General features: G+C 32.3%; 20 protein-coding genes. 10 read left to right on the top strand and 10 right to left on the bottom strand.

All coding sequences use genetic code 11. From position 1 onward, the window contains the following. Positions 1-151 precede the first annotated feature (151 nt). Positions 152-1,312 carry a sulfurtransferase gene (locus AC0L5U_RS02465; RefSeq protein ID WP_473414506.1) on the top strand — a complete coding sequence of 387 codons (1,161 nt, stop codon included), beginning with the start codon at positions 152-154 and terminating at the stop codon, positions 1,310-1,312. A 144-nt stretch (positions 1,313-1,456) separates the two neighbouring features. Here the strand turns inward: AC0L5U_RS02465 and AC0L5U_RS02470 are convergent, their stop codons facing one another. The 4 genes from AC0L5U_RS02470 to nhaC form a co-directional block, all read right to left on the bottom strand. Next, positions 1,457-1,714: a DUF6952 family protein gene (locus tag AC0L5U_RS02470; protein ID WP_473414507.1), complete on the bottom strand. Its 258-nt coding sequence runs from the start codon at positions 1,712-1,714 to the stop codon at positions 1,457-1,459. After that, positions 1,695-2,009 (bottom strand): thioredoxin family protein, encoded by a 315-nt coding sequence (locus tag AC0L5U_RS02475; RefSeq protein ID WP_109352947.1) that lies wholly within the window; start codon positions 2,007-2,009, stop codon positions 1,695-1,697. Before AC0L5U_RS02475 ends, AC0L5U_RS02470 begins: the two co-directional genes overlap by 20 nt. A 94-nt stretch (positions 2,010-2,103) precedes the next feature. Continuing rightward, the gene (locus AC0L5U_RS02480) at positions 2,104-2,748 is read right to left on the bottom strand and encodes a peroxiredoxin (RefSeq protein WP_473414508.1); all 645 of its coding nucleotides are present in this window, start codon (positions 2,746-2,748) and stop codon (positions 2,104-2,106) included. A gap of 137 nt (positions 2,749-2,885) precedes the next feature. After that, positions 2,886-4,361: a Na+/H+ antiporter NhaC gene (gene nhaC / locus AC0L5U_RS02485; protein WP_473414509.1), complete on the bottom strand. Its 1,476-nt coding sequence runs from the start codon at positions 4,359-4,361 to the stop codon at positions 2,886-2,888. A 91-nt stretch (positions 4,362-4,452) separates the two neighbouring features. On the opposite strand from nhaC, the gene AC0L5U_RS02490 reads away from it, so the two are divergent. Continuing rightward, positions 4,453-5,562: a metal-dependent hydrolase gene (locus AC0L5U_RS02490; RefSeq protein WP_473416150.1), complete on the top strand. Its 1,110-nt coding sequence runs from the start codon at positions 4,453-4,455 to the stop codon at positions 5,560-5,562. A gap of 141 nt (positions 5,563-5,703) precedes the next feature. Here AC0L5U_RS02490 and AC0L5U_RS02495 read toward each other — a convergent pair whose 3' ends face one another. Further along, positions 5,704-6,903, bottom strand: a complete 1,200-nt coding sequence (locus AC0L5U_RS02495; RefSeq protein ID WP_473414510.1) for an aminotransferase class I/II-fold pyridoxal phosphate-dependent enzyme — start codon at positions 6,901-6,903, stop codon at positions 5,704-5,706. A 156-nt stretch (positions 6,904-7,059) separates the two neighbouring features. Here AC0L5U_RS02495 and AC0L5U_RS02500 point away from each other — a divergent pair, with 156 nt between their 5' ends. From AC0L5U_RS02500 to AC0L5U_RS02520, 5 genes are all read left to right on the top strand, one after another. Further along, positions 7,060-7,518: an Lrp/AsnC family transcriptional regulator gene (locus AC0L5U_RS02500; RefSeq protein WP_473414511.1), complete on the top strand. Its 459-nt coding sequence runs from the start codon at positions 7,060-7,062 to the stop codon at positions 7,516-7,518. Further along, entirely contained in the window at positions 7,518-8,144 is a 627-nt protein-coding gene (locus tag AC0L5U_RS02505) for a CPBP family intramembrane glutamic endopeptidase (RefSeq protein ID WP_473414512.1), read from the top strand. Before AC0L5U_RS02500 ends, AC0L5U_RS02505 begins: the two co-directional genes overlap by 1 nt. A gap of 77 nt (positions 8,145-8,221) precedes the next feature. Further along, complete coding sequence (locus tag AC0L5U_RS02510) at positions 8,222-8,482, top strand: hypothetical protein (protein ID WP_473414513.1); 261 nt, start codon at positions 8,222-8,224, stop codon at positions 8,480-8,482. Positions 8,483-8,489: 7 nt separating this feature from the next. Then, positions 8,490-8,732, top strand: a complete 243-nt coding sequence (locus AC0L5U_RS02515; protein ID WP_473414514.1) for a hypothetical protein — start codon at positions 8,490-8,492, stop codon at positions 8,730-8,732. Between the two features lie 704 nt (positions 8,733-9,436). Continuing rightward, positions 9,437-10,237: a sensor histidine kinase gene (locus tag AC0L5U_RS02520; RefSeq protein ID WP_473414515.1), complete on the top strand. Its 801-nt coding sequence runs from the start codon at positions 9,437-9,439 to the stop codon at positions 10,235-10,237. Between the two features lie 4 nt (positions 10,238-10,241). Here AC0L5U_RS02520 and AC0L5U_RS02525 read toward each other — a convergent pair whose 3' ends face one another. The 5 genes from AC0L5U_RS02525 to AC0L5U_RS02545 all read right to left on the bottom strand — a co-directional run bounded on the left by AC0L5U_RS02525 (position 10,242) and on the right by AC0L5U_RS02545 (position 15,753). Then, the gene (locus AC0L5U_RS02525) at positions 10,242-11,678 is read right to left on the bottom strand and encodes an aldehyde dehydrogenase (protein WP_473414516.1); all 1,437 of its coding nucleotides are present in this window, start codon (positions 11,676-11,678) and stop codon (positions 10,242-10,244) included. Beyond that, positions 11,650-12,348 carry an RluA family pseudouridine synthase gene (locus AC0L5U_RS02530; protein ID WP_473414517.1) on the bottom strand — a complete coding sequence of 233 codons (699 nt, stop codon included), beginning with the start codon at positions 12,346-12,348 and terminating at the stop codon, positions 11,650-11,652. The genes AC0L5U_RS02525 and AC0L5U_RS02530 overlap by 29 nt, the downstream gene beginning before the upstream one ends. 90 nt (positions 12,349-12,438) lie before the next feature. After that, positions 12,439-13,257: a 3-methyl-2-oxobutanoate hydroxymethyltransferase gene (gene panB / locus AC0L5U_RS02535; RefSeq protein ID WP_473414518.1), complete on the bottom strand. Its 819-nt coding sequence runs from the start codon at positions 13,255-13,257 to the stop codon at positions 12,439-12,441. 212 nt (positions 13,258-13,469) lie between these two features. Further along, positions 13,470-14,822: a DEAD/DEAH box helicase gene (locus AC0L5U_RS02540; RefSeq protein WP_473414519.1), complete on the bottom strand. Its 1,353-nt coding sequence runs from the start codon at positions 14,820-14,822 to the stop codon at positions 13,470-13,472. A gap of 40 nt (positions 14,823-14,862) precedes the next feature. Next, positions 14,863-15,753 carry an aldose 1-epimerase family protein gene (locus tag AC0L5U_RS02545; RefSeq protein ID WP_473414520.1) on the bottom strand — a complete coding sequence of 297 codons (891 nt, stop codon included), beginning with the start codon at positions 15,751-15,753 and terminating at the stop codon, positions 14,863-14,865. 79 nt (positions 15,754-15,832) lie between these two features. Between AC0L5U_RS02545 and AC0L5U_RS02550 the strand changes: the two genes are divergently transcribed. The 3 genes from AC0L5U_RS02550 (at position 15,833) to tilS (ending at position 18,936) form a co-directional block, all read left to right on the top strand. Then, complete coding sequence (locus tag AC0L5U_RS02550) at positions 15,833-17,125, top strand: anthranilate synthase component I family protein (RefSeq protein WP_473414521.1); 1,293 nt, start codon at positions 15,833-15,835, stop codon at positions 17,123-17,125. A 19-nt stretch (positions 17,126-17,144) separates the two neighbouring features. Further along, positions 17,145-17,786: a hypothetical protein gene (locus AC0L5U_RS02555; protein ID WP_473414522.1), complete on the top strand. Its 642-nt coding sequence runs from the start codon at positions 17,145-17,147 to the stop codon at positions 17,784-17,786. A gap of 85 nt (positions 17,787-17,871) precedes the next feature. Next, a complete protein-coding gene (gene tilS, locus AC0L5U_RS02560) occupies positions 17,872-18,936 on the top strand; it encodes a tRNA lysidine(34) synthetase TilS (RefSeq protein ID WP_473416151.1) in 1,065 nt (354 codons plus the stop codon). The last annotated feature ends 126 nt before the right edge of the window (positions 18,937-19,062 follow it).

Consider the following 19,062-nt stretch of genomic DNA (forward strand, 5'->3'; position numbering starts at 1 on the left):
GAAACATTTATGTTCATGAATTCAATAATAAAAGAATAGAGATGCATGAATAAAAGCCCACACCCCGACGAAGGAGGTGCGAGGACTTGCAACTGAAAGCCCGACCCTTGGGTAATGCCCAAATAATTAAGAGTTATAAAAATATTTTAAAATGAGTTCAACAATAAACTTAACATCTTCTACAGTTTCTGTAGAATGGCTTCATGAACATTTAGAAGCTGATAATCTTGTAGTGTTAGATGGCACCATTGCAAAAGCGTTTGATGCAATGTCTCAACAAATTCCTAATGCACGATTTTTTGATATTAAGCAGAAGTTTAGTGATACATCAAATGAATTTCCAAGTGCTTTCCCTTCTAAAGTTCAATTTCAAAAAGAAGCTAGGAAATTAGGAATTAACCAGCATAGTGCAATTGTTGTTTATGATGATAAAGGAATTTATTCTAGCGCTAGAGTTTGGTATTTATTTAAGGCTTTTGGGTTTGAAAATGTTGCAGTTTTGGATGGTGGATTTCCTGAATGGTTAAAAGCTGGATATATTACCGAATACATGAAGCCTTATGATGGGGACGAAGGTAATTTTATAGCAAACTTGCAACCAAATTTCATGAAATTTTTTGAGGATATTGAGAATGCATCAACAAATGAAACCCATAAAATAATTGATGCGCGTTCTTCATCGCGTTTTAATTGTAATGTGCCAGAACCCAGAGAGGGTTTACGAAGAGGTGCTATTCCAAATTCGGTTAATTTGCCTTATACTGATTTGCTTGAGGGTGGCGTATTAAAGTCTAAAAAAGATTTAGCTAAGGCGTTTTATATGGTAGCTGAAAAGGATGAAGATATTATTTTTTCATGTGGCTCCGGTATTACAGCTTGTGTTTTGGCATTGGGAGCAGAACTATCGGGTTACAAAAATGTTTCGGTTTATGATGGTTCATGGACAGAGTATGGCGCATTAACTTCAGGAGATACAACAAAACCTAATACATGGACAAGGGATGAATTGTTGGCTTACATTTTAATTTATGTGTCTCATTTAGATTTGAATGCTTCTTGGAAAGAAAATGAATATATTTTAAGTCGTGTTGATAAAGATACATACACTCGTATTTTGGAACAATTTAAAAAGGATAGTGATTATGAGTGCATACAAAAGATAATTGAAGGTGTTAAAACTCATGATTATTACCGTAATGATTTAGCTGATTTATTTGCTGATATTAAGCTTATGGCTTTTGCTGATGGAGAATACGACAACATGGAGCAAGTTGCTTATACGGAATTAAAAAAGGTATTGAAGGGTGTGTAATTTTGGTGTTTCTAAAAAAATCATCATTCTATTTTTACATTAATTTAAAAAGAAATAGGGTATTGATTGAATTAAAATATCATAAAAAAACCACTTTGCTTTCACAAAATGGTTTATTGTTATAATACAATTTTTCTTTTTCTATTATTTGTCAATTGAGCCCATAACACGTCCCATAAAACTATTTAAAGCTTCTTTTTTAGGTGTTCCCGATTTTGTCATTTTATACACTTCAACGGCACCGTACATGTTCGATATTAATTCGCCTATAACATCTAATTCTTCATCTTTTAGAGAAGGTACTTCTGTTAAGGCTTCTAAAGTTTCAATAGTTTCAACAACAAAATCTTCGTCGTTGTCTTCAATAAACTGCGTTAAATGTTTAATTACTGGTAACTTCATTTACTAAATCTTTTAAAACGTCAAATTTATTGGTCTGCACTTGGTTTACAAATGCTCCGTTTTTAAAAGTAGCAAAAGTTGGTAAATTATCAACTGTTGCTAACTTTCTGCTTTCTGGAAACTTTTCAGCATCAGCGATAATAAAAGTAACATCTTCTAACTCTGAAGCTAACTTTTTTACTTTCGGTTTCATGATACGGCAGTTACCACACCAAGTTGCAGAATATTGTACAACAACTGTGTCGTTATCTGAAACTAAGCTTTGTAAATTATCTTGATCTAATTCTTTTACCATAATGTTTGAATTTTTCAATATTAAAATTCCAAATTCCAAAGTTTCGCAATGCCGCTTTTTGGAATTTGGATTTTATAATTTGGTATTTCTACTTTTAGTTAGCATGAGCTGCTAAATACTCAGCAGTAGCTTTTGAATTCGCATCCATTGCTTGTTTACCTTCTTCCCAGTTTGCTGGACAAACTTCGCCTTTTTCTTGAACATGAGTTAAAGCATCTACTAAGCGTAAATACTCTTGCACATTTCTACCCAAAGGCATGTTGTTAATGCTTTCGTGTTGTACGACACCATCTTCATCAATAATGTAAGTAGCTCTGTAAGTTACGTTATCGCCTTCAACTTGAACAGTTCCTGTTTCTTCGTCGTAAGTTTCGTTAGTGATATCTAAAATCCCTAAAATGCTAGATAAGTTTCTGTTGCTATCAGCAAGAATTGGATACGTAACACCTTCAATACCACCGTTATCTTTTGCAGTACTTAACCATGCAAAATGTACTTCAGGAGTATCACAAGAAGCACCAATTACAATGGTGTTTCTTTTTTCAAACTCGCCTAAAGCTGCTTGAAATGCATGTAATTCTGTTGGACACACAAAAGTGAAATCTTTTGGGTACCAAAACAATACTACTTTTTTCTTGTTGTTAACTGCTTCTTCAAGAACGTTTACTTTAAAAGTATCGCCCATATCATTCATTGCGTCAACGTTTAAATCTGGAAATTTTTTTCCTACTAATGCCATTTTATTTAAAATTTTATAATTAAGATTCGTTTTTCAGTTGGCAAAAATAGCTACCAACTAAAGAAAAATAAACCTCATAAAATTTTAAATACTTATTGATTAATAGTATTTATTTATGCTCATTGAGAATGAGAGAGTTAACTCTGTTTTGAAGTGATTTGTCTAATTTTAATTGAAAATGCAGCGAATAATAAGGTGGTAAACGGACTTAACCAATTAAAAATGGCGTAGAATAAATATTCGCCAACACCAACACCTAAGACACTAGATTGATAAGCACCACATCCATTCCAAGGGATTAGTACAGAAGTTACTGTTCCTGAGTCTTCAAGCGTTCTACTCAAGTTTTCTGGGGCTAAACCTTTATCGTCAAAAGCTTTTTTAAACATTTTTCCTGGAATTACAATAGCCAAATATTGATCTGAAGCAATTACATTTAAACCAAAACAACTTATTACTGTACTTGCAAATAAACCAAAAACAGAAGATGCTATAGAGAGTAGTGCCTTTGTTATTCTTGCTAGGGCACCTATGCCATCCATAAATCCTCCAAAAACCATAGCGCAGATAATAAGGTAGATTGTCCAAAGCATACCATTCATTCCTCCAGACGAAAATAATTCGTTTAGTTTATCATTATCTGTAGCAATTTGTGTATCTGTTAAAATAGCAGTTGTGATTGAGTTAAGTTTTGAATTTGTTAAACTTAAAAGTACTTCTGGTTGAAAAATAAAAGCAAAAGCAATAGCGAAGATAATACCAGAGATCAACGCTATCAGAGGTTTGGTTTTTAATAATATGAGTAAAATTACTGCTAGCGGAACTAAAAATAACCAAGGCGTAATGTTAAATGTAGATTTAATGGAACTTAATAAATTAGTAATGTCTACACTTCCAGAGGTTTCGCTTGTAACGCTTAATATTGTAAAGACAACTAGTGTTATTAAAATTGTGGGTACGGTTGTAATGGTCATATAGCGTATGTGTGTAAACAAATCTGTGCCAGCAATTGCTGGCGCAAGGTTTGTTGTATCACTTAGAGGCGACATTTTATCTCCAAAATATGCTCCAGAGATCACAGCCCCAGCAATCATTCCTGTGTTTATTCCTAAAGCACTACCAATACCAATTAGCGCAATGCCAACGGTTGCAGATGTTGTCCAAGAGCTTCCAGTAGCTATAGAAATAATAGAGCAAATGATAACGCATGTTGGTAAAAAAATATTTGGACTTAATACCTGTAAACCATAATAAATCATGGCAGGAATAACACCACTAACTAGCCAAGTACCTGCTAATGCACCAACTAAAAGTAAAATAAGTATAGGTGTAAAAACACTTTTTAAGTTTTCCCATATTTCAGAAAGCATAATGTTATAGGGCACTTTATTAAAAAAACCTACAACTGCTGCTACACCAGCTCCAATAATTAAGATAATTTGATTTGTATAGGTGCCAAACCATTCTTGATCTTCAACAAAAAATATATTATAAGCCAATAATCCCATTAATACCACTACAGGAATCATAGCTTCGATAAAATTAAGTTCTTTGTTTTCAATTATATTTTGATTATCTGCTTTAAACTCAGAGATATTATCGTCGTCTTTCATTTAGATTTTTTTGTTACGTAATGTTACGATTTTAAGAATAGGTATGCAAATGGAAATACTTGTGTACTTTAGCGTTTCATTTTTATATAGAATGGATTCATTAACTCAAATTGTATTAGGTGCTGCTTGCGGAGAAGCTGTTCTTGGTAAGAAAATAGGAAATAAGGCTTTACTCTTTGGTGCTATTGGTGGTACTATTCCAGATTTAGACGTTTTAGTAGGAGGCTGGCTCTATGGTAATGAAATTGATGCAATGTTATTCCACAGAGGGTTTATGCATTCTATTTTGTTTACTGTTTTTGGGGCTTTTGTCTTTGGCTGGCTCTTCTTTAAGTTATATGAAAAGTATAAAGAAAGTAGAACTTTAAATAGTATTTTTTCTTTTTTCGGAAAATTTTTGTTGAGTAAATTTATTTATAAATTATTCTTTAAATATAAGAACGAAGCGGTAACAACTCAAAAAGATTGGATTTCATTATTCTTTTGGTCATTGTTTACGCATCCAATTCTAGATTGTTTTACACCTTATGGCACACAATTATTTGCGCCTTTTAGTAATTATCGGGTAGCATTCAACAATATCGCCGTAGCAGATCCATTATATACACTCCCTTTTCTAATATGCATCATTGTTTTAATGTTTTTCAGAAGAACTTCAGTAAAAAGAAGACTTTGGTTAAAACTAGGCATCGGTATCAGTTCTGTATACATGATATTTACTCTAGGAAATAAATTATATATCGATTCTGTTTTTAGAAAATCTTTAATTGATAGTAAAATTAGTGCAACACGATTTAGCACCCAACCTGCCATTCTAAATAATATTTTGTGGTATGCCATTGCAGAAACTCAAACTTCTTATTACGTCGCAGATTATTCATTATTTGACACTAAGAATAGATTTCTAAACTTTAGAGAAGTTGTCAAACAACGTGATTTAGCACCCGCCGATTATAAAGATATTAAAGATTTAGCGTGGTTCAGTAATGGGTATTACAGCATTTATAAACTCGAAAATAATAACTACCAATACAACGATTTACGTTATCCGCTTTTAGATGAAAATAACCCAAACACCTCAGTATTTAGTTTATTGCTTTATAAAGATGCTGAGAGGTTAAACATGAAACCTTTCGAGCCTAAATTTGAAAGCCTAGGGGAGTTATTTAAATCATTATGGGAACGTATTAAGGGAATTTAGTTTAGAAGTAATAATTATTTGGGCGCAACCAAAAGGGTCGGGCTTTCCGCTTCTATCCCTTGCGCACTTATCAGCAAGTTTTTTGTAAACCCTCAGTTATGTGTTACTTTGTTAGGGTTTTAACAAAGTAGTATTTAAAAACTACAAAACGCCAATTTCTAACATGCACGCTCGCATCATTTTATAAGTACGTTCAATATCGGCATCCAATCCAATAGAAAATCGAATTAAGCCATCAGTTAAACCCATTTCTTTTTGTTCATCTTCAGGTATTTCAGAAGATGTAGATGAGCCTGGAGCCGAAAATAATGTTTTATAAAACCCTAAGCTCACAGCTAAATAGCCTAAGTTTTTATGTTGCATCAATTCCATAAGTTGGTTTGCTTTATCTAATGAGCCAACATCAATGGTTAGCATACCACCAAAACCATATTCTGTATTTATCATTTTTTTAAATAATTGATGAGACGGATGTGATTGTAATCCAGGGTATACTGTTTTTAAACCATCAGCTTCAAATTTTTCAGCTAAAAACAAACCATTTTTGCTATGCTGTTGCATTCTAATATGAAGTGTTCTTAAGTTTTTTAAAATTGAAGATGCACGTAAACTATCCATTGTTGAACCTAGAAGCATACAAGTACCATCGTTAACATTTCTTAATTCATCAATAAAATTTTGAGTACCACAAACTACGCCACCAACCGTATCGCTGGAGCCATTTATAAATTTAGTAAGACTATGGATTACAACATCTGCTCCTAAAACTATTGGAGATATTGATAAAGGCGAAAACGTATTGTCAACTACTAGTTTTATATTATGCTTTTTAGCAATTGCAGCTAAGCCTTCTATATCTGCAACTTCCAAAAGCGGATTACTCACAGATTCACAGTAAATAACTTTTGTTTGCTCTGTAATGGCATTTTCAACACGTTCTAATTTAGTAATATCAATAAAAGATGTTTCTATTTTAAACTTGGGTGCAAAGTTTTTAAAGAAAGCATAAGTGCCTCCATAAATGGTTCTACTTGAAATTATATGATCGTTCGCATTGCATAATTGTAACATTACTGAGGTAATAGCACCCATACCGGAAGCAGTAACATTGGCAGTTTCAGTATGCTCCATTGCTGCAAGTGCTTCTCCTAAGTATAAATTTGAAGGGGAAGAATGGCGTGTGTATAAATAGCAACCATCTGCATTACCTTCAAAAGTATCAAACATAGTTTTTGCTGATAAAAAAGTATACGTAGATGAATCTGAGATTGAAGGATTAACACCTCCAAACTCACCAAAATATTGTAAATCTTGTATGTTATTTGCTGGTTTAAAACTCATAATATTTGCTTTTTAATTATACTAATTTCGATGTAATTAGATTTAAAAACAAGTGTTATAAGTATCTTTAGAATTTAAATCTAAATTAAATCACTATTTTAGATTATTATTCTATATTTTAATTTTTTAATTCATTTAAAAGAAAAATTTTCAAATATGATTTTTGACGAAACAGATAGAAAGCTTTTAGTACACCTTCAAGAAGATAGTAAACAAACAAATAAAGCGCTTTCTAACAAATTAGGACTTTCAGTTACTGCGGTTTATGAGCGTATAAAAAAGTTGGAAAAAGCAGGTTTTATAAATGGGTATACTGCTATTATTAACAAAGAAAGCATCAATAGAAATTTCGTGGTGTTTTGTCATGTTAAATTATTACAGCATAGTCAGGATTTTGTGGTAAGCTTTGAAAAGGAGGTTAATAGTTTAAATGAAGTACTAGAATGTTATCATATTAGTGGAGATTACGACTATCTATTAAAAGTAATAGTAAAAGACATAGCAGCGTTTAGAGAGTTTATGGTAAAAAAGTTGACTACAATAAACCATATTGGGAGTACACACAGTATGTTTGTAATTAGCGAAGTAAAACAAACCAATGTAATCAGTTTTTAATGAGATCACTTAACTACAAGTATTTAGAACTACTTATCATTTTTATAGTAATACCAGTAAGTTTCGTATTCGATTATTCGCCGTTATTAAAACTTGGTATCGGACTGGTGGGCTTTATGTATATCATTTACGTTTTATTAAAAGTAGAAGATGAAAAGTTTAAAATTACTCCAAATTTAAATTGGAAATTATTTTGGAAAACATCAGTTATAAAGCAAATTATAATAGCAATAATTACAACAGTTCTTGTTTGGACAACCGATAGAGAAGCCTTCTTTAGCGTTATGCTAAACAAACCTTTTCAATGGATCTTATTCTTGTTTGTGTATACCTTTCTTTCTGTATACCCTCAAGAGTTGCTCTATCGTACTTTTTTCTTTAAACGATACGGTAATATTTTTAAATCTGTGCCTATATTGGTTTTTGTTAACGCTGCTTTATTTTCATTAGCACATCTGTTCTTTAAGCAAACTTTAGTTTTAATAATTGCTTTTGTAGGCGGTATTTTATTTGCGATTACTTATCAAAAAACTAAATCTACGCTTTTGGTTTCAATAGAACATGCTATGTATGGATGTTGGTTGTTCACAGTAGGTATGGGAGAAATGTTAGGTTTCCCTGTTTAAAAACATTTATAAATCTTACATAATTAAATCTTTTTACTATTTTAGAGCAGCTATTATTAACCAAACCTTATTAAATTATGAAAAAATTAGGGCCTATTATCTTAGGATTTATTATTGGAGCAGTACTAACTTATTATTTTTGTCCACGGCCAACTGGAAACAATATGCACAGTATGGATGTAGATTTTAAAGTTCCAAAAGATACCATTTCAGTTGCTGAAGCAACAAACTTATTCAAAAACTGGAAGCAAAATAATATTACCGAAATAGATTCCACAATAGAAGTAGTAGGTTCTAGAAAAAACTACCAATGTAGCTTGGTCTTTAGATGTTATTAAAAACTATTTGGCTTTTGCTGAAAATAGAATAGATTCTTTGGGTTATAAAATGACAGGTATTAAAGTATTCATGGGAAATTATGGTAAAAATGCCGATCCTAAGTTAAAGAATAGAAATACCCTGTTTATTGTGCCTACAGTAGGTAATGAGTTGTCTAAGGCTAGTATATTAAACCTTCCATTACTTCAAGGTGACGATACACCACCATTGAATCATGGAAAAGGTGGTGGCGGTGGTTACCCTCAATAATTTTTTGTGATTAATTTTTTCTTTGAATATTACAATTCTCTAACAACTATATTAGAGTTTTCTGCGGCTATTACAGGTGTGTTTTGTTACAAAAAGTATAAAAACACACCTGTTAAGTATTTTATATATTTTTTAATTTTTATTGCTATTGCAGAGTTATTGTGTTCTTATACTGCATATGTTAGACCCAAACAGTTTTTAAGTTTCTTGATTGGTACAAAAATTGAAAAAAATCATTGGTGGAGTAATATATATTGGGTTATTGGAGCGATTATGTTTTTTTCATTTTATTATTACAAAATCTTAAAAACAAAGTTGTTTAAAAATATCATAAAGATAGCTAGATATTGCTTTTTAGTTTTTTCAATTTCATTTATAATCTTTAATTGGGAGACTTTTTTTTATCAATTTTTCGTTGTTCTAGATTTGGCTGGTGCTCTCATAATATTTTTGTGTACAGTTTTATACTTCTTTGAAATTTTACTTAGCGAAAAGATACTAGTTTTTTATAGATCTATTAATTTTTACATTAGTGCTACTATTTTTATTTGGTGGTTAATTATTACCCCTATGACGTTTTATGACGTCTACTTTACTTATGAAATAGAAAAAGGATTTATTGATAGAGAGTTTTTGGTCTTGAGACGGCAAGTGTTCTTATTTGCTAATATATTTATGTATTTAACTTATACCTTTGCTTTAATATGGTGCAATCCGCAGAACGATTAACAAGTACAGCTTCAGAACGCTATTTATTGGTGTATATGATATTAGTTTTAATTATCATAACATCATTGGTAGTTGTGTTTTTTGTTGTATTTCAAAAACGAAAAAACAAATTACTCTTAGATAAAATTAAGCAGCAAAGGGCTTTTGAAGCTGAAATGCTTCAAGTACAGACTGAAGCACAAGAACAAACTCTTAAAAATATAGGATGGGAATTACATGATAATGTTGGGCAATTGTTATCTTTTGCGAGCATGCAATTAAGTATTTTGAAAATGCAAGTAACTGATGATGTTAAGGATAAATTTAAAGATACTACTGAAGCTTTGAGTAATGGTCTAAAAGAAGTGCGCGCACTTTCTAAAACATTAAATAACGATGTGATTTTGAATATTGGTTTTGAAAAATCTATCACTAATGAGTTAGACAGATTAAAACGAATGAAATTCACTTCTGCTGAATTGAAAATTACTGGGGATAAAGTATCTTTTAAAGATAGAAAGCACGAAATTATTGTATTTAGAATTTTACAAGAGTTTTTATCAAATTCTGTAAAGTATTCAGAAGCTAAAAATTTAAATATTACTTTAAATTACCAACCCCAAAAAATCATAATTTCTGCAAAGGATGATGGTAAAGGTTTTGATATTAATACCGTTGAAAAAGGTTCTGGTTTAATAAATATGAAGAATAGGGCAGAACTTATTGGTGCAAACCTAGAATTGAAATCTCAACCAAAAGAGGGTGTTTTGTTAGAAATTGAGTATCCCTTAACTTGATCCTTTACCCAAGGAATTTGAACACTTTTCTTAAAAAATTTAGTTTCCCTTTATAAGGGGGGTAACGAAATGGCGGATCAATCCAAGTGCCACGTTTCATAATAGATTTTTCATGCGAAAAGGTATTAAATCCATATTTACCATGATGGTTACCAATACCACTTGCTCCAACACCTCCAAAAGGTAAATTTTGATTTCCAAAGTGCACTAATAAATCATTAACAACACCACCGCCAAAACTGAATTTTTTCAACATATTTTTAACAAATTTTGAGTCTTTTGAAAATATATAAAACGAAAGTGGTTTTTCAAAACGCCATATTATGGATTCAATATCATCTTTGGTTTCATAAGTTAGAATTGGTAAAATAGGACCGAAAATTTCTTCACTCATTATTGGGCTATTCAAACTTGGATTTTCAATTAAAGTAGGGGCAATATAATTTTCAGATTCATCTATCTCTCCTCCAAAAACGATGGTTTCATTTTGTATTAACGATTGAAGTCTTTCTAAATTTTGCTTATTAATAATTCTTGGGAAATCAGCTGATTTTCCTGGGTTTTCGCCATATCTTCTAACTATTTCAGACTTTAAGCTATTAATGAGTTTATCCTTAATACTTGACTTTACTATTACATAATCTGCTGCAATGCAGGTTTGTCCGCCATTAAAAAACTTACCCCAAACTAATCTTCGTGCTACCAATTTTAAATCCACGGTTTCATCAATGATACATGGTGATTTTCCTCCCAATTCTAAAGTTACAGGAGTTAAATATTTGGCTGCGGCTTTGGCAACAATTCTACCCACTTTTGTACTACCCGTAAAGAAAATATAATCCCATTTTTGAGCTAATAATTCTGTTGAAGTTTCAACACCACCTTCAATTGAAACAGCAAGATTTTCAGGGAATACGTTTTTTATAATTTTTGTAATTAACCCGGAAACATTCTGCGTTAATTCGCTTGGTTTTAAAACTACTGTATTTCCAGCAGCAATGGACATGATTAATGGTTCTAAAGCTAGTAAAAAAGGGTAGTTCCAAGGTGCAATAATAAGAGTAGTGCCGTAAGGTTCTTTATGAATATAATCTTTAGAGGGAAAGGTTAATAATGAAGATGAAACGCGTTTAGGTTTACTCCATTTTTTTAGGTTTTTAATAGCTAAATTTAATTCTGAAATAACTAATCCAAATTCGCTAATATAAGATTCAAATTCAGACTTTTTGAAGTCCTCATTTAGGGCATCTAAAATAACTTGTTCATTGTTGAGAATTTCAGTTTTTAAGGATTTTAAAAGCGATAATCTATAAGATATATTCTTTGTTTTTTGAGTTTTAAAAAATGCTTTTTGCGATGAGACTAGTTCGGGAATATCTACCAAAATCTTTTCTTCTAAAGATATAAAAAAATTAAAGACACGCGTTCCAAATGTTATCATTTGGTAAGGGCGCACCAATTGAAACAGTATCTTTTTTTACAGGATGAATAAACTCAATATGTCTGGCGTGTAGACTGATGCTTGCATCTTTGTTACTTCTGTCAAAACCATATTTTAAATCGCCTTTAATAGGGCAACCAATACTTGATAATTGTACACGAATTTGATGATGCCTGCCGGTTTCTAAATTAACTTCAAGTAAAAAATAGTTGTCTAATTCTTTTATGATTTTGTAATGAAGAATGGCTTTTTTACTTTCTGATACTTCTTTGGAATATGCTCTTGATTTATTGTTTTTAGTATTCTTTTTTAACCAATGAATAAGTGTGTCTTCCTTTTTTGGAGGTTCATTCTTTACAATAGCCCAATATGTTTTTTTAATATCTTTTGAAAGAAATAATTTGTTTAATCTAGGAAGTGCTTTACTTGTTTTTGCAAAAATAACAAGACCTGTCGTTGGTCTATCTAACCGATGTACGGTGCCAAGATAAACGTTTCCTGGTTTGTTGTATTTGTCTCTAATGTATTCTTTTACAACATCGCTAAGTGGTTTGTCTCCAGTTTTATCACCTTGAACAATATCTCCTGCACGTTTGTTTGCGATGATGATATGATTGTCTTCAAATAAGACTTGAAGATTGTTTTTATTTGAAAGTATTTTTTGTGCCACGATTTGAATTTTTTTATCGCGCAAAGGCGCTAAGACGCAAAGTTTTAAAAGTGATGAGTTGGAATGCCTACTGAGACTGTGACTGAAAATTTAATATTGTTCACTTTCATTAGGGAAATCATGAGACTTTACATCATCTACATAAGATGAAATGGCTTTTGTCATTTCTTCGTATAAATGTAAATACCTTCTTAAAAATCTTGGATTAAATTCATGCGTCATACCAAGCATATCATGTAAAACTAAAACTTGGCCATCAACATGTGGACCTGCTCCAATTCCAATAATAGGAATACTTACACTTTCAGCAACTTGTTTAGCTAATTCAGCTGGAATTTTCTCTAAAACTATAGCAAAACAACCTAAACGCTCTAACATTTTTGCATCTTCTAATAATTGTTTTGCTTCTTGTTCTTCTTTAGCACGAACAGTATATGTTCCAAATTTATATATAGATTGAGGAGTTAATCCTAAATGCCCCATCACAGGAATGCCTGCATTTAATATACGCTTAATAGATTCTTTAATTTCTTTACCTCCTTCTAATTTAACAGAATGTCCACCACTTTCTTTCATGATTCTAATAGCAGAGCGCAAAGCTTCTTTAGGGTCACTTTGGTAACTTCCAAAAGGTAAATCTACAACTACTAAGCTACGATGTGCAGCACGTATTACAGAAGATGCATGATATATCATTTGATCTAATGTAATAGGAAGTGTTGTTTCATGTCCTGCCATAACATTACTTGCAGAATCTCCAACAAGAATGACATCTATTCCTGCGCCATCAACAATTTTTGCCATGGTGTAATCGTAAGCGGTTAGCATTGATATTTTTTCGCCATTGGCTTTCATATCTACTAATGTTTTTACTGTAATGCGTTTGTATTCTTTTTTGGCTGTGGACATGTATTACTTATTTTGATGTTGGATGTAAAAGTAATAAATAAAAGATATTCCAATGAGTGTAAAGTTGATAGTCTGCAAATTGAAACAAAAAAATATCATTGCTGGAGTTACTAGCAAGTACGCAAGGGATTGTAGTGAAAATCCTTGTTTATGAGGCACGAGTAAAAATATTGTAACGTAAAGTCCGGCCCTTTAGGTTGAGCTCAAAAAACCTACTTCCTTTTATTTCGTTTATTATAATTTTTATCGCCCCGAGTCTTAGGCTTTTTGTACTTGGCAGCAATTTTAAATTTATAGCTGCCGCCTAAATTTTCTTTAGAGTTCTTTTCAGATTTTTCGTGGAATGCTGGTCCAGGAGCATCTTCCTCTCTGCGTTTTTTAGGGTTATTACGTTCTTTAATCTGCGGGCGTTCTTCGGGAATAAGTTCGGTGGAAATCTCGACAAGTTCAGGAATTTCTAGAACAGGAATTTCCATTTTCATGAGAGCTTCAATATTTTCGATGCACTCTTGTTCTTTTTCGGTGGTAAACACAAGGGCTTCGCCTTTACGTTCCGCACGACCCGTTCTACCTATGCGGTGCATGTAGTTTTCGGGATAATCAGGTGTGTCAAAATTAATAACATGGGACACGTTATCGATGTCTAAACCACGCGCCATAACATCTGTGGCAACTAGAATACGGTTCTCTCCGTTTCTAAATTGCTCGATACTTCGCAGTCTGTAATTTTGTGTTTTATTGGAGTGTATCACACAGAGTTCTTCTTTAAAAAATTCGTCTAATTGCTCGAACAATCTATCAGCCATTCTCTTATAGGCCACAAAAATGAGTACTTTATTAAAATGTTCGGTATTGTGTAGCAAGTGCACCAATAGATTTACTTTGGTGTAAAAATTGGGTACTTTATAGAGTTGTTGCGAAATATTTTCGAGTGGTGTTCCAGAAATGGCAATAGAGACACGTTCTGGACTTTTAAAGAAATCGTTAATTAATGCGCTTACATCTTTCGTCATGGTTGCCGAAAACATAATGTTTTGCCTGCGTTCTGGCAACAAGTCGAAAATGTTTATCAGTTGGTGTCTAAACCCTAAATCCAGCATCACATCTACTTCATCAATCACTAATTTTTGGATGGATTTTAATTGCAATACACGACTCAATGCCAAATCGTACAAGCGTCCTGGAGTTGCTACCAAAATATCCAATCCCTCGGTAATTGCTCTTTTTTGGGTATTGATATTGGTACCGCCATATACGCCTAAAACCCGATTGTTGATATATTTAGATAATTTTTCAATTTCATCTACCACCTGAACTACCAATTCTCGCGTGGGCACTAAAACCAAAACTCTAGGGTTTTCCTGCTTAGAATACTTTAATTGTTTAAGAATTGGCAACATATAGGCAAAGGTTTTACCTGTACCTGTTTGTGCAATACCCACAACATCTTTGCCGGAAGCCACAACATTAAAGGCTTGGGCTTGAATAGGCGTAGGTGTGGTAAAACCTAAATCGTCTAAAGCATTAAAAAGAGGTGTGTTTATATTTAAATCTTGGAACGTCACGATGAGCTATTTTGCGGCAAAGTTAAGCTTATTCTTGAGGTTAGACTAAATGGTTGTTGTGAATTTCTATAATATAAGTGGCTTGAAACGATTTGTTGGGCGCTAAACTCAAAATGCCTTCTTTATCTTTAAGGTTTTGATTGGTGGTTTCGCTATCGGCAATTCCCAACCAAGGTTCAATACAAACGTAGTCGCCGTTGGGTTTTGCCCAAATACCTAAATAGTTGAAATCTTGATAGCTTACCGATAAAATTTCACCTTTGTGTTTACTTTTTAAAGCGACTTTTCTTGATTTTAAATCCTTGAATATGAGTGCGTCTTTATTAAATAAGTCGTGCCTTAACTTTAAGATATTCGAGTTGTTGAATACAGGTTTGGTTCGTGAAGAAACGAGTCCGCTTTCTAGGTTTAAAAGATGGGTTACCGAGTTTTCGGGATATTCAAATTCTAGAATATAATCCTCATAAGCTTCATTTTTATAGACAGGGCACTTAAAAGCGGGATGTCCACCAACCGAGAAGTACATAGTTTTATTATCAATATTTTTAATGTTATGTAACACTTCAATAGTATTGTCTTTTAGAACGTATGTGATAGAAAACTTAAACTTAAAGGGATAGATTTTTAGTGAATCTTCTGAATGTTCTATGCCTAAAGTTAAACTGTTTTGGGTTTGGTTTAATAATTTTAAATCCTTGTTATTTCTAATCATTCCGTGTTTTGGAAGGCTATATTTTTTGCCTTCAAAAACATAAGTATTTTCTTTTAATGCACCAATTATTGGGAATAGGTTAGGCGCGTAACTTCCCCAAACATCAGGATTAGCATCCCAAATAAACTGAATATTGCTTTTTACAGAAGAAATTCCGCAGAGTTCAGCGCCCGTTTTTTTGACTTGTATTTTGAGTTTATCGTTTTTTAATGTGTACATGCAAATTATATTTAAAGTAATATACAAAAATCTTAGTTTTTTAAGTATTCTCAGTAACTTTGCACAATAATATTTTCTATTGAGAACCACGCAAATTCATAATCTTAAAAACGTCGAAACTTTTAAAAATCAATTACTGATTTGGGCGCAACAATTTGATGATGTGGTTTGGTTAGATTCTAATAACTACGAACAACACTATTCGAACTACGATGCAGTTTTAGCTGTAGATGCTTTTACAGGTATTCAAACAGATTATCTACAAGGTTTTGAAAAACTTAAGGAATACCAAACTAACACTAACGATTGGATTTTCGGTTATCTTACCTACGATTTAAAAAATGATGTAGAAGTTCTAAAATCTAAAAATCAAGACGGTTTAGAATTCCCAGAACTGTATTTTTTTCAACCTAAAAAGCTGTTTTTATTAAAAGGAAATCAAGTTGAAATTCAATATTTAAATTGTGTTGATGATGAGTTTGAAGATGATTTAAAAGCCATTCGTCATTGCGAGGAAGCACGGCGTGGTAATCTATGTAGTAACATTAAAATAAAACTCCGCATCCATAAAGACGAATACTTCAAAAAAGTAAATAGGGTACTTGCTCATATTCATCGAGGCGATATTTACGAAGCTAATTTTTGTCAAGAATTTTATGCGGAAGATACCTGTATCAATCCATTGGAAACCTATCAAAATTTGAATAGAATTTCAAAGCCACCATTCGCTTCATTTGTAAAATTATACGATAAATATGCATTATGCGCATCGCCAGAACGCTATTTAAAAAAAGAAGGCGATACCATTATTTCGCAACCTATTAAAGGCACCGCAAAACGTTCAACCAATAACCGAGAAGACCATCAACTAAAAACAGATTTAGAAAACGATGAAAAGGAGCGCAGCGAAAACATAATGATTGTAGATTTGGTGCGCAACGATTTATCAAAAACTGCTTTAAAAGGTACTGTTGCCGTAAAAGAACTGTGTAAAATTTACACCTTCGATCAAGTTCATCAAATGATTTCTACAGTTATCTCAAAAGTCGATAAAACAACGCATCCCGTAGATATTATAAAAAGCACATTTCCTATGGGTAGCATGACGGGAGCTCCAAAAATCTCAGCAATGCAAATTATAGAGGATTTAGAGGAAACCAAACGTGGCGTGTATTCTGGAGCTATTGGCTATTTTTCTCCAGAAGGCGATTTTGATTTTAATGTAGTTATCCGTAGCATTTTATACAACGAAAGTAAGAACTATGTATCTTATTCTGTTGGTGGCGCAATTACGGCGAAAAGTGATCCTTTAAAGGAATATGAAGAGTGTTTGGTCAAGGCTAAGGCGATGAGAACAGTACTTGAAAGTTAAATAATAATGAATTGAAACTATGAAAAAAGTAATTTATGCTCTTATATTGGGTTTTCTAGTATTGGGTTGCAAAAACGAGGTAAAAGTTCCAGACACGTTTGATTATGGTTCTGTAATAAACGGATATTATAATAACACCTTTTTTAGATTTAAATTGCCAATAAATCCAGATTGGTATGTTTTAAATGAAGCAGAAAATAGAGAAGTCTATAATTTAGGCAATGAAGTTGCGGCTGGTGAGGATACGGCATTGAAAAACAGACTTAAAAAAGCTTCAGAAGTTAATTTAGCGAAATTAATTACCGTTTTTAAGCAACAACCTGGGACTAATATAGATTTTAATCCTTCCATTATTGTTAATGCTGAAAACCTCATAACTGCACCTCAAATTAAAACTAATGAACAATATTTAGAGGTTGCGAAGTCTGCCTTAAATCGAACAGCTATGGAAATCACTTATCTTGAAGAGAAGGATAATGTAAAGTTGGGAACAAAATATTTTAGTTTTCTAAAAATGCAAAATGTTATTAATGGCATAGAAATAACCCAGGATTATTACGTAATTATAAATAATGGTTTTGCACTATCTTTTATTTTATCATACACAAACGAAGACGACAGAGCGTTAATCTATAACATGGTCAATAAGCTAAAAATTTAAAATTATTAAAAAATTTAAACTGCATATCTCTGAAAACCTCTCTTTCCTAAAAGAAAGCAAACTCCTCATTGCTATTTCAGGAGGTATAGACAGCGTAGTTTTAACCCATTTATGTCATCAATTAGACTTAAATATCTCTCTAGCACATTGTAATTTCAATTTAAGAGGAAAAGAAAGTGATGCCGATGAAGAATTTGTTATTGAATTAGCAGGAGATTTAGATTTAGAGGTTTTTATACAGCGTTTTGATACAGAGTTATATGCAAAGGACAAAAAACGTTCCATCCAAATGGCTGCAAGAGAACTGCGTTACTCTTGGTTTGAAGAACTATCAAAACAATTACAATTCGATTACATATTAACTGCGCATCATGCTGATGATAACCTAGAAACTTTTCTAATCAATTTTACAAGAGGCACAGGACTTGAAGGCTTAACAGGAATTCCAGAAATAAACGAAAAATTTGTACGTCCGTTATTACCTTTTTCAAGTGAAAATATTGAAGCTTATGCTAAAGTTGCTGCTATCAAATGGAGAGATGATAGCAGTAATAAATCAGTTAAATACTTGCGTAATAAATTGCGTCATGAAGTGATTCCTATTCTAAAAGAAATCAATCCAAGTTTATTACAAAGTTTTCAAACCACAATAGAAAACTTAAATGATACCGCTGATATTGTTGATGAAAGTCTCAATGCCGTCTTAAAACGAGCTATTGAAACTATGGATGAAAACCACATAGCTTTTAAAGTTTCAGAATTTAAAAAAGTAAACAACCCAAAAGCGTATTTGTTTGAAGCGCTAAAAGATTTCGGGTTTACAGAATGGAATGATATTGTAGATTTATTAGATGCTGAAACTGGAAAACAAGTATTTTCAAATACCCACCGATTGATAAAAAACCGTGAGCATTTATTATTAAGCCAAATAAAGCAAACCGAAAGTCAAGATATTTTAATTGCCTCAGGAGATGGTAAAAAAGAAACACCATTTGGTATATTGTTTTTTGATGAAGCCGATGCTGTTTTTGGCAAACGAGCGGATACTATTTTTGTTGATAAAGATGTTTTGGAATTTCCGTTAACAATAAGAAAATATGTTGCAGGCGATGTGTTTTATCCTTTAGGGATGGTGGGTAAAAGAAAGTAAGCAAATATTTCAAGGATGAAAGATTATCGCTTTTAGATAAAGAAAATACTTGGTTGTTATGTTCGGGCAATGCTATTGTTTGGATCATAAATAGGCGAGCAGATAACAGGTTTAGAGTTACTGAAA

Source organism: Jejuia sp. G7-7, from assembly GCF_055808955.1.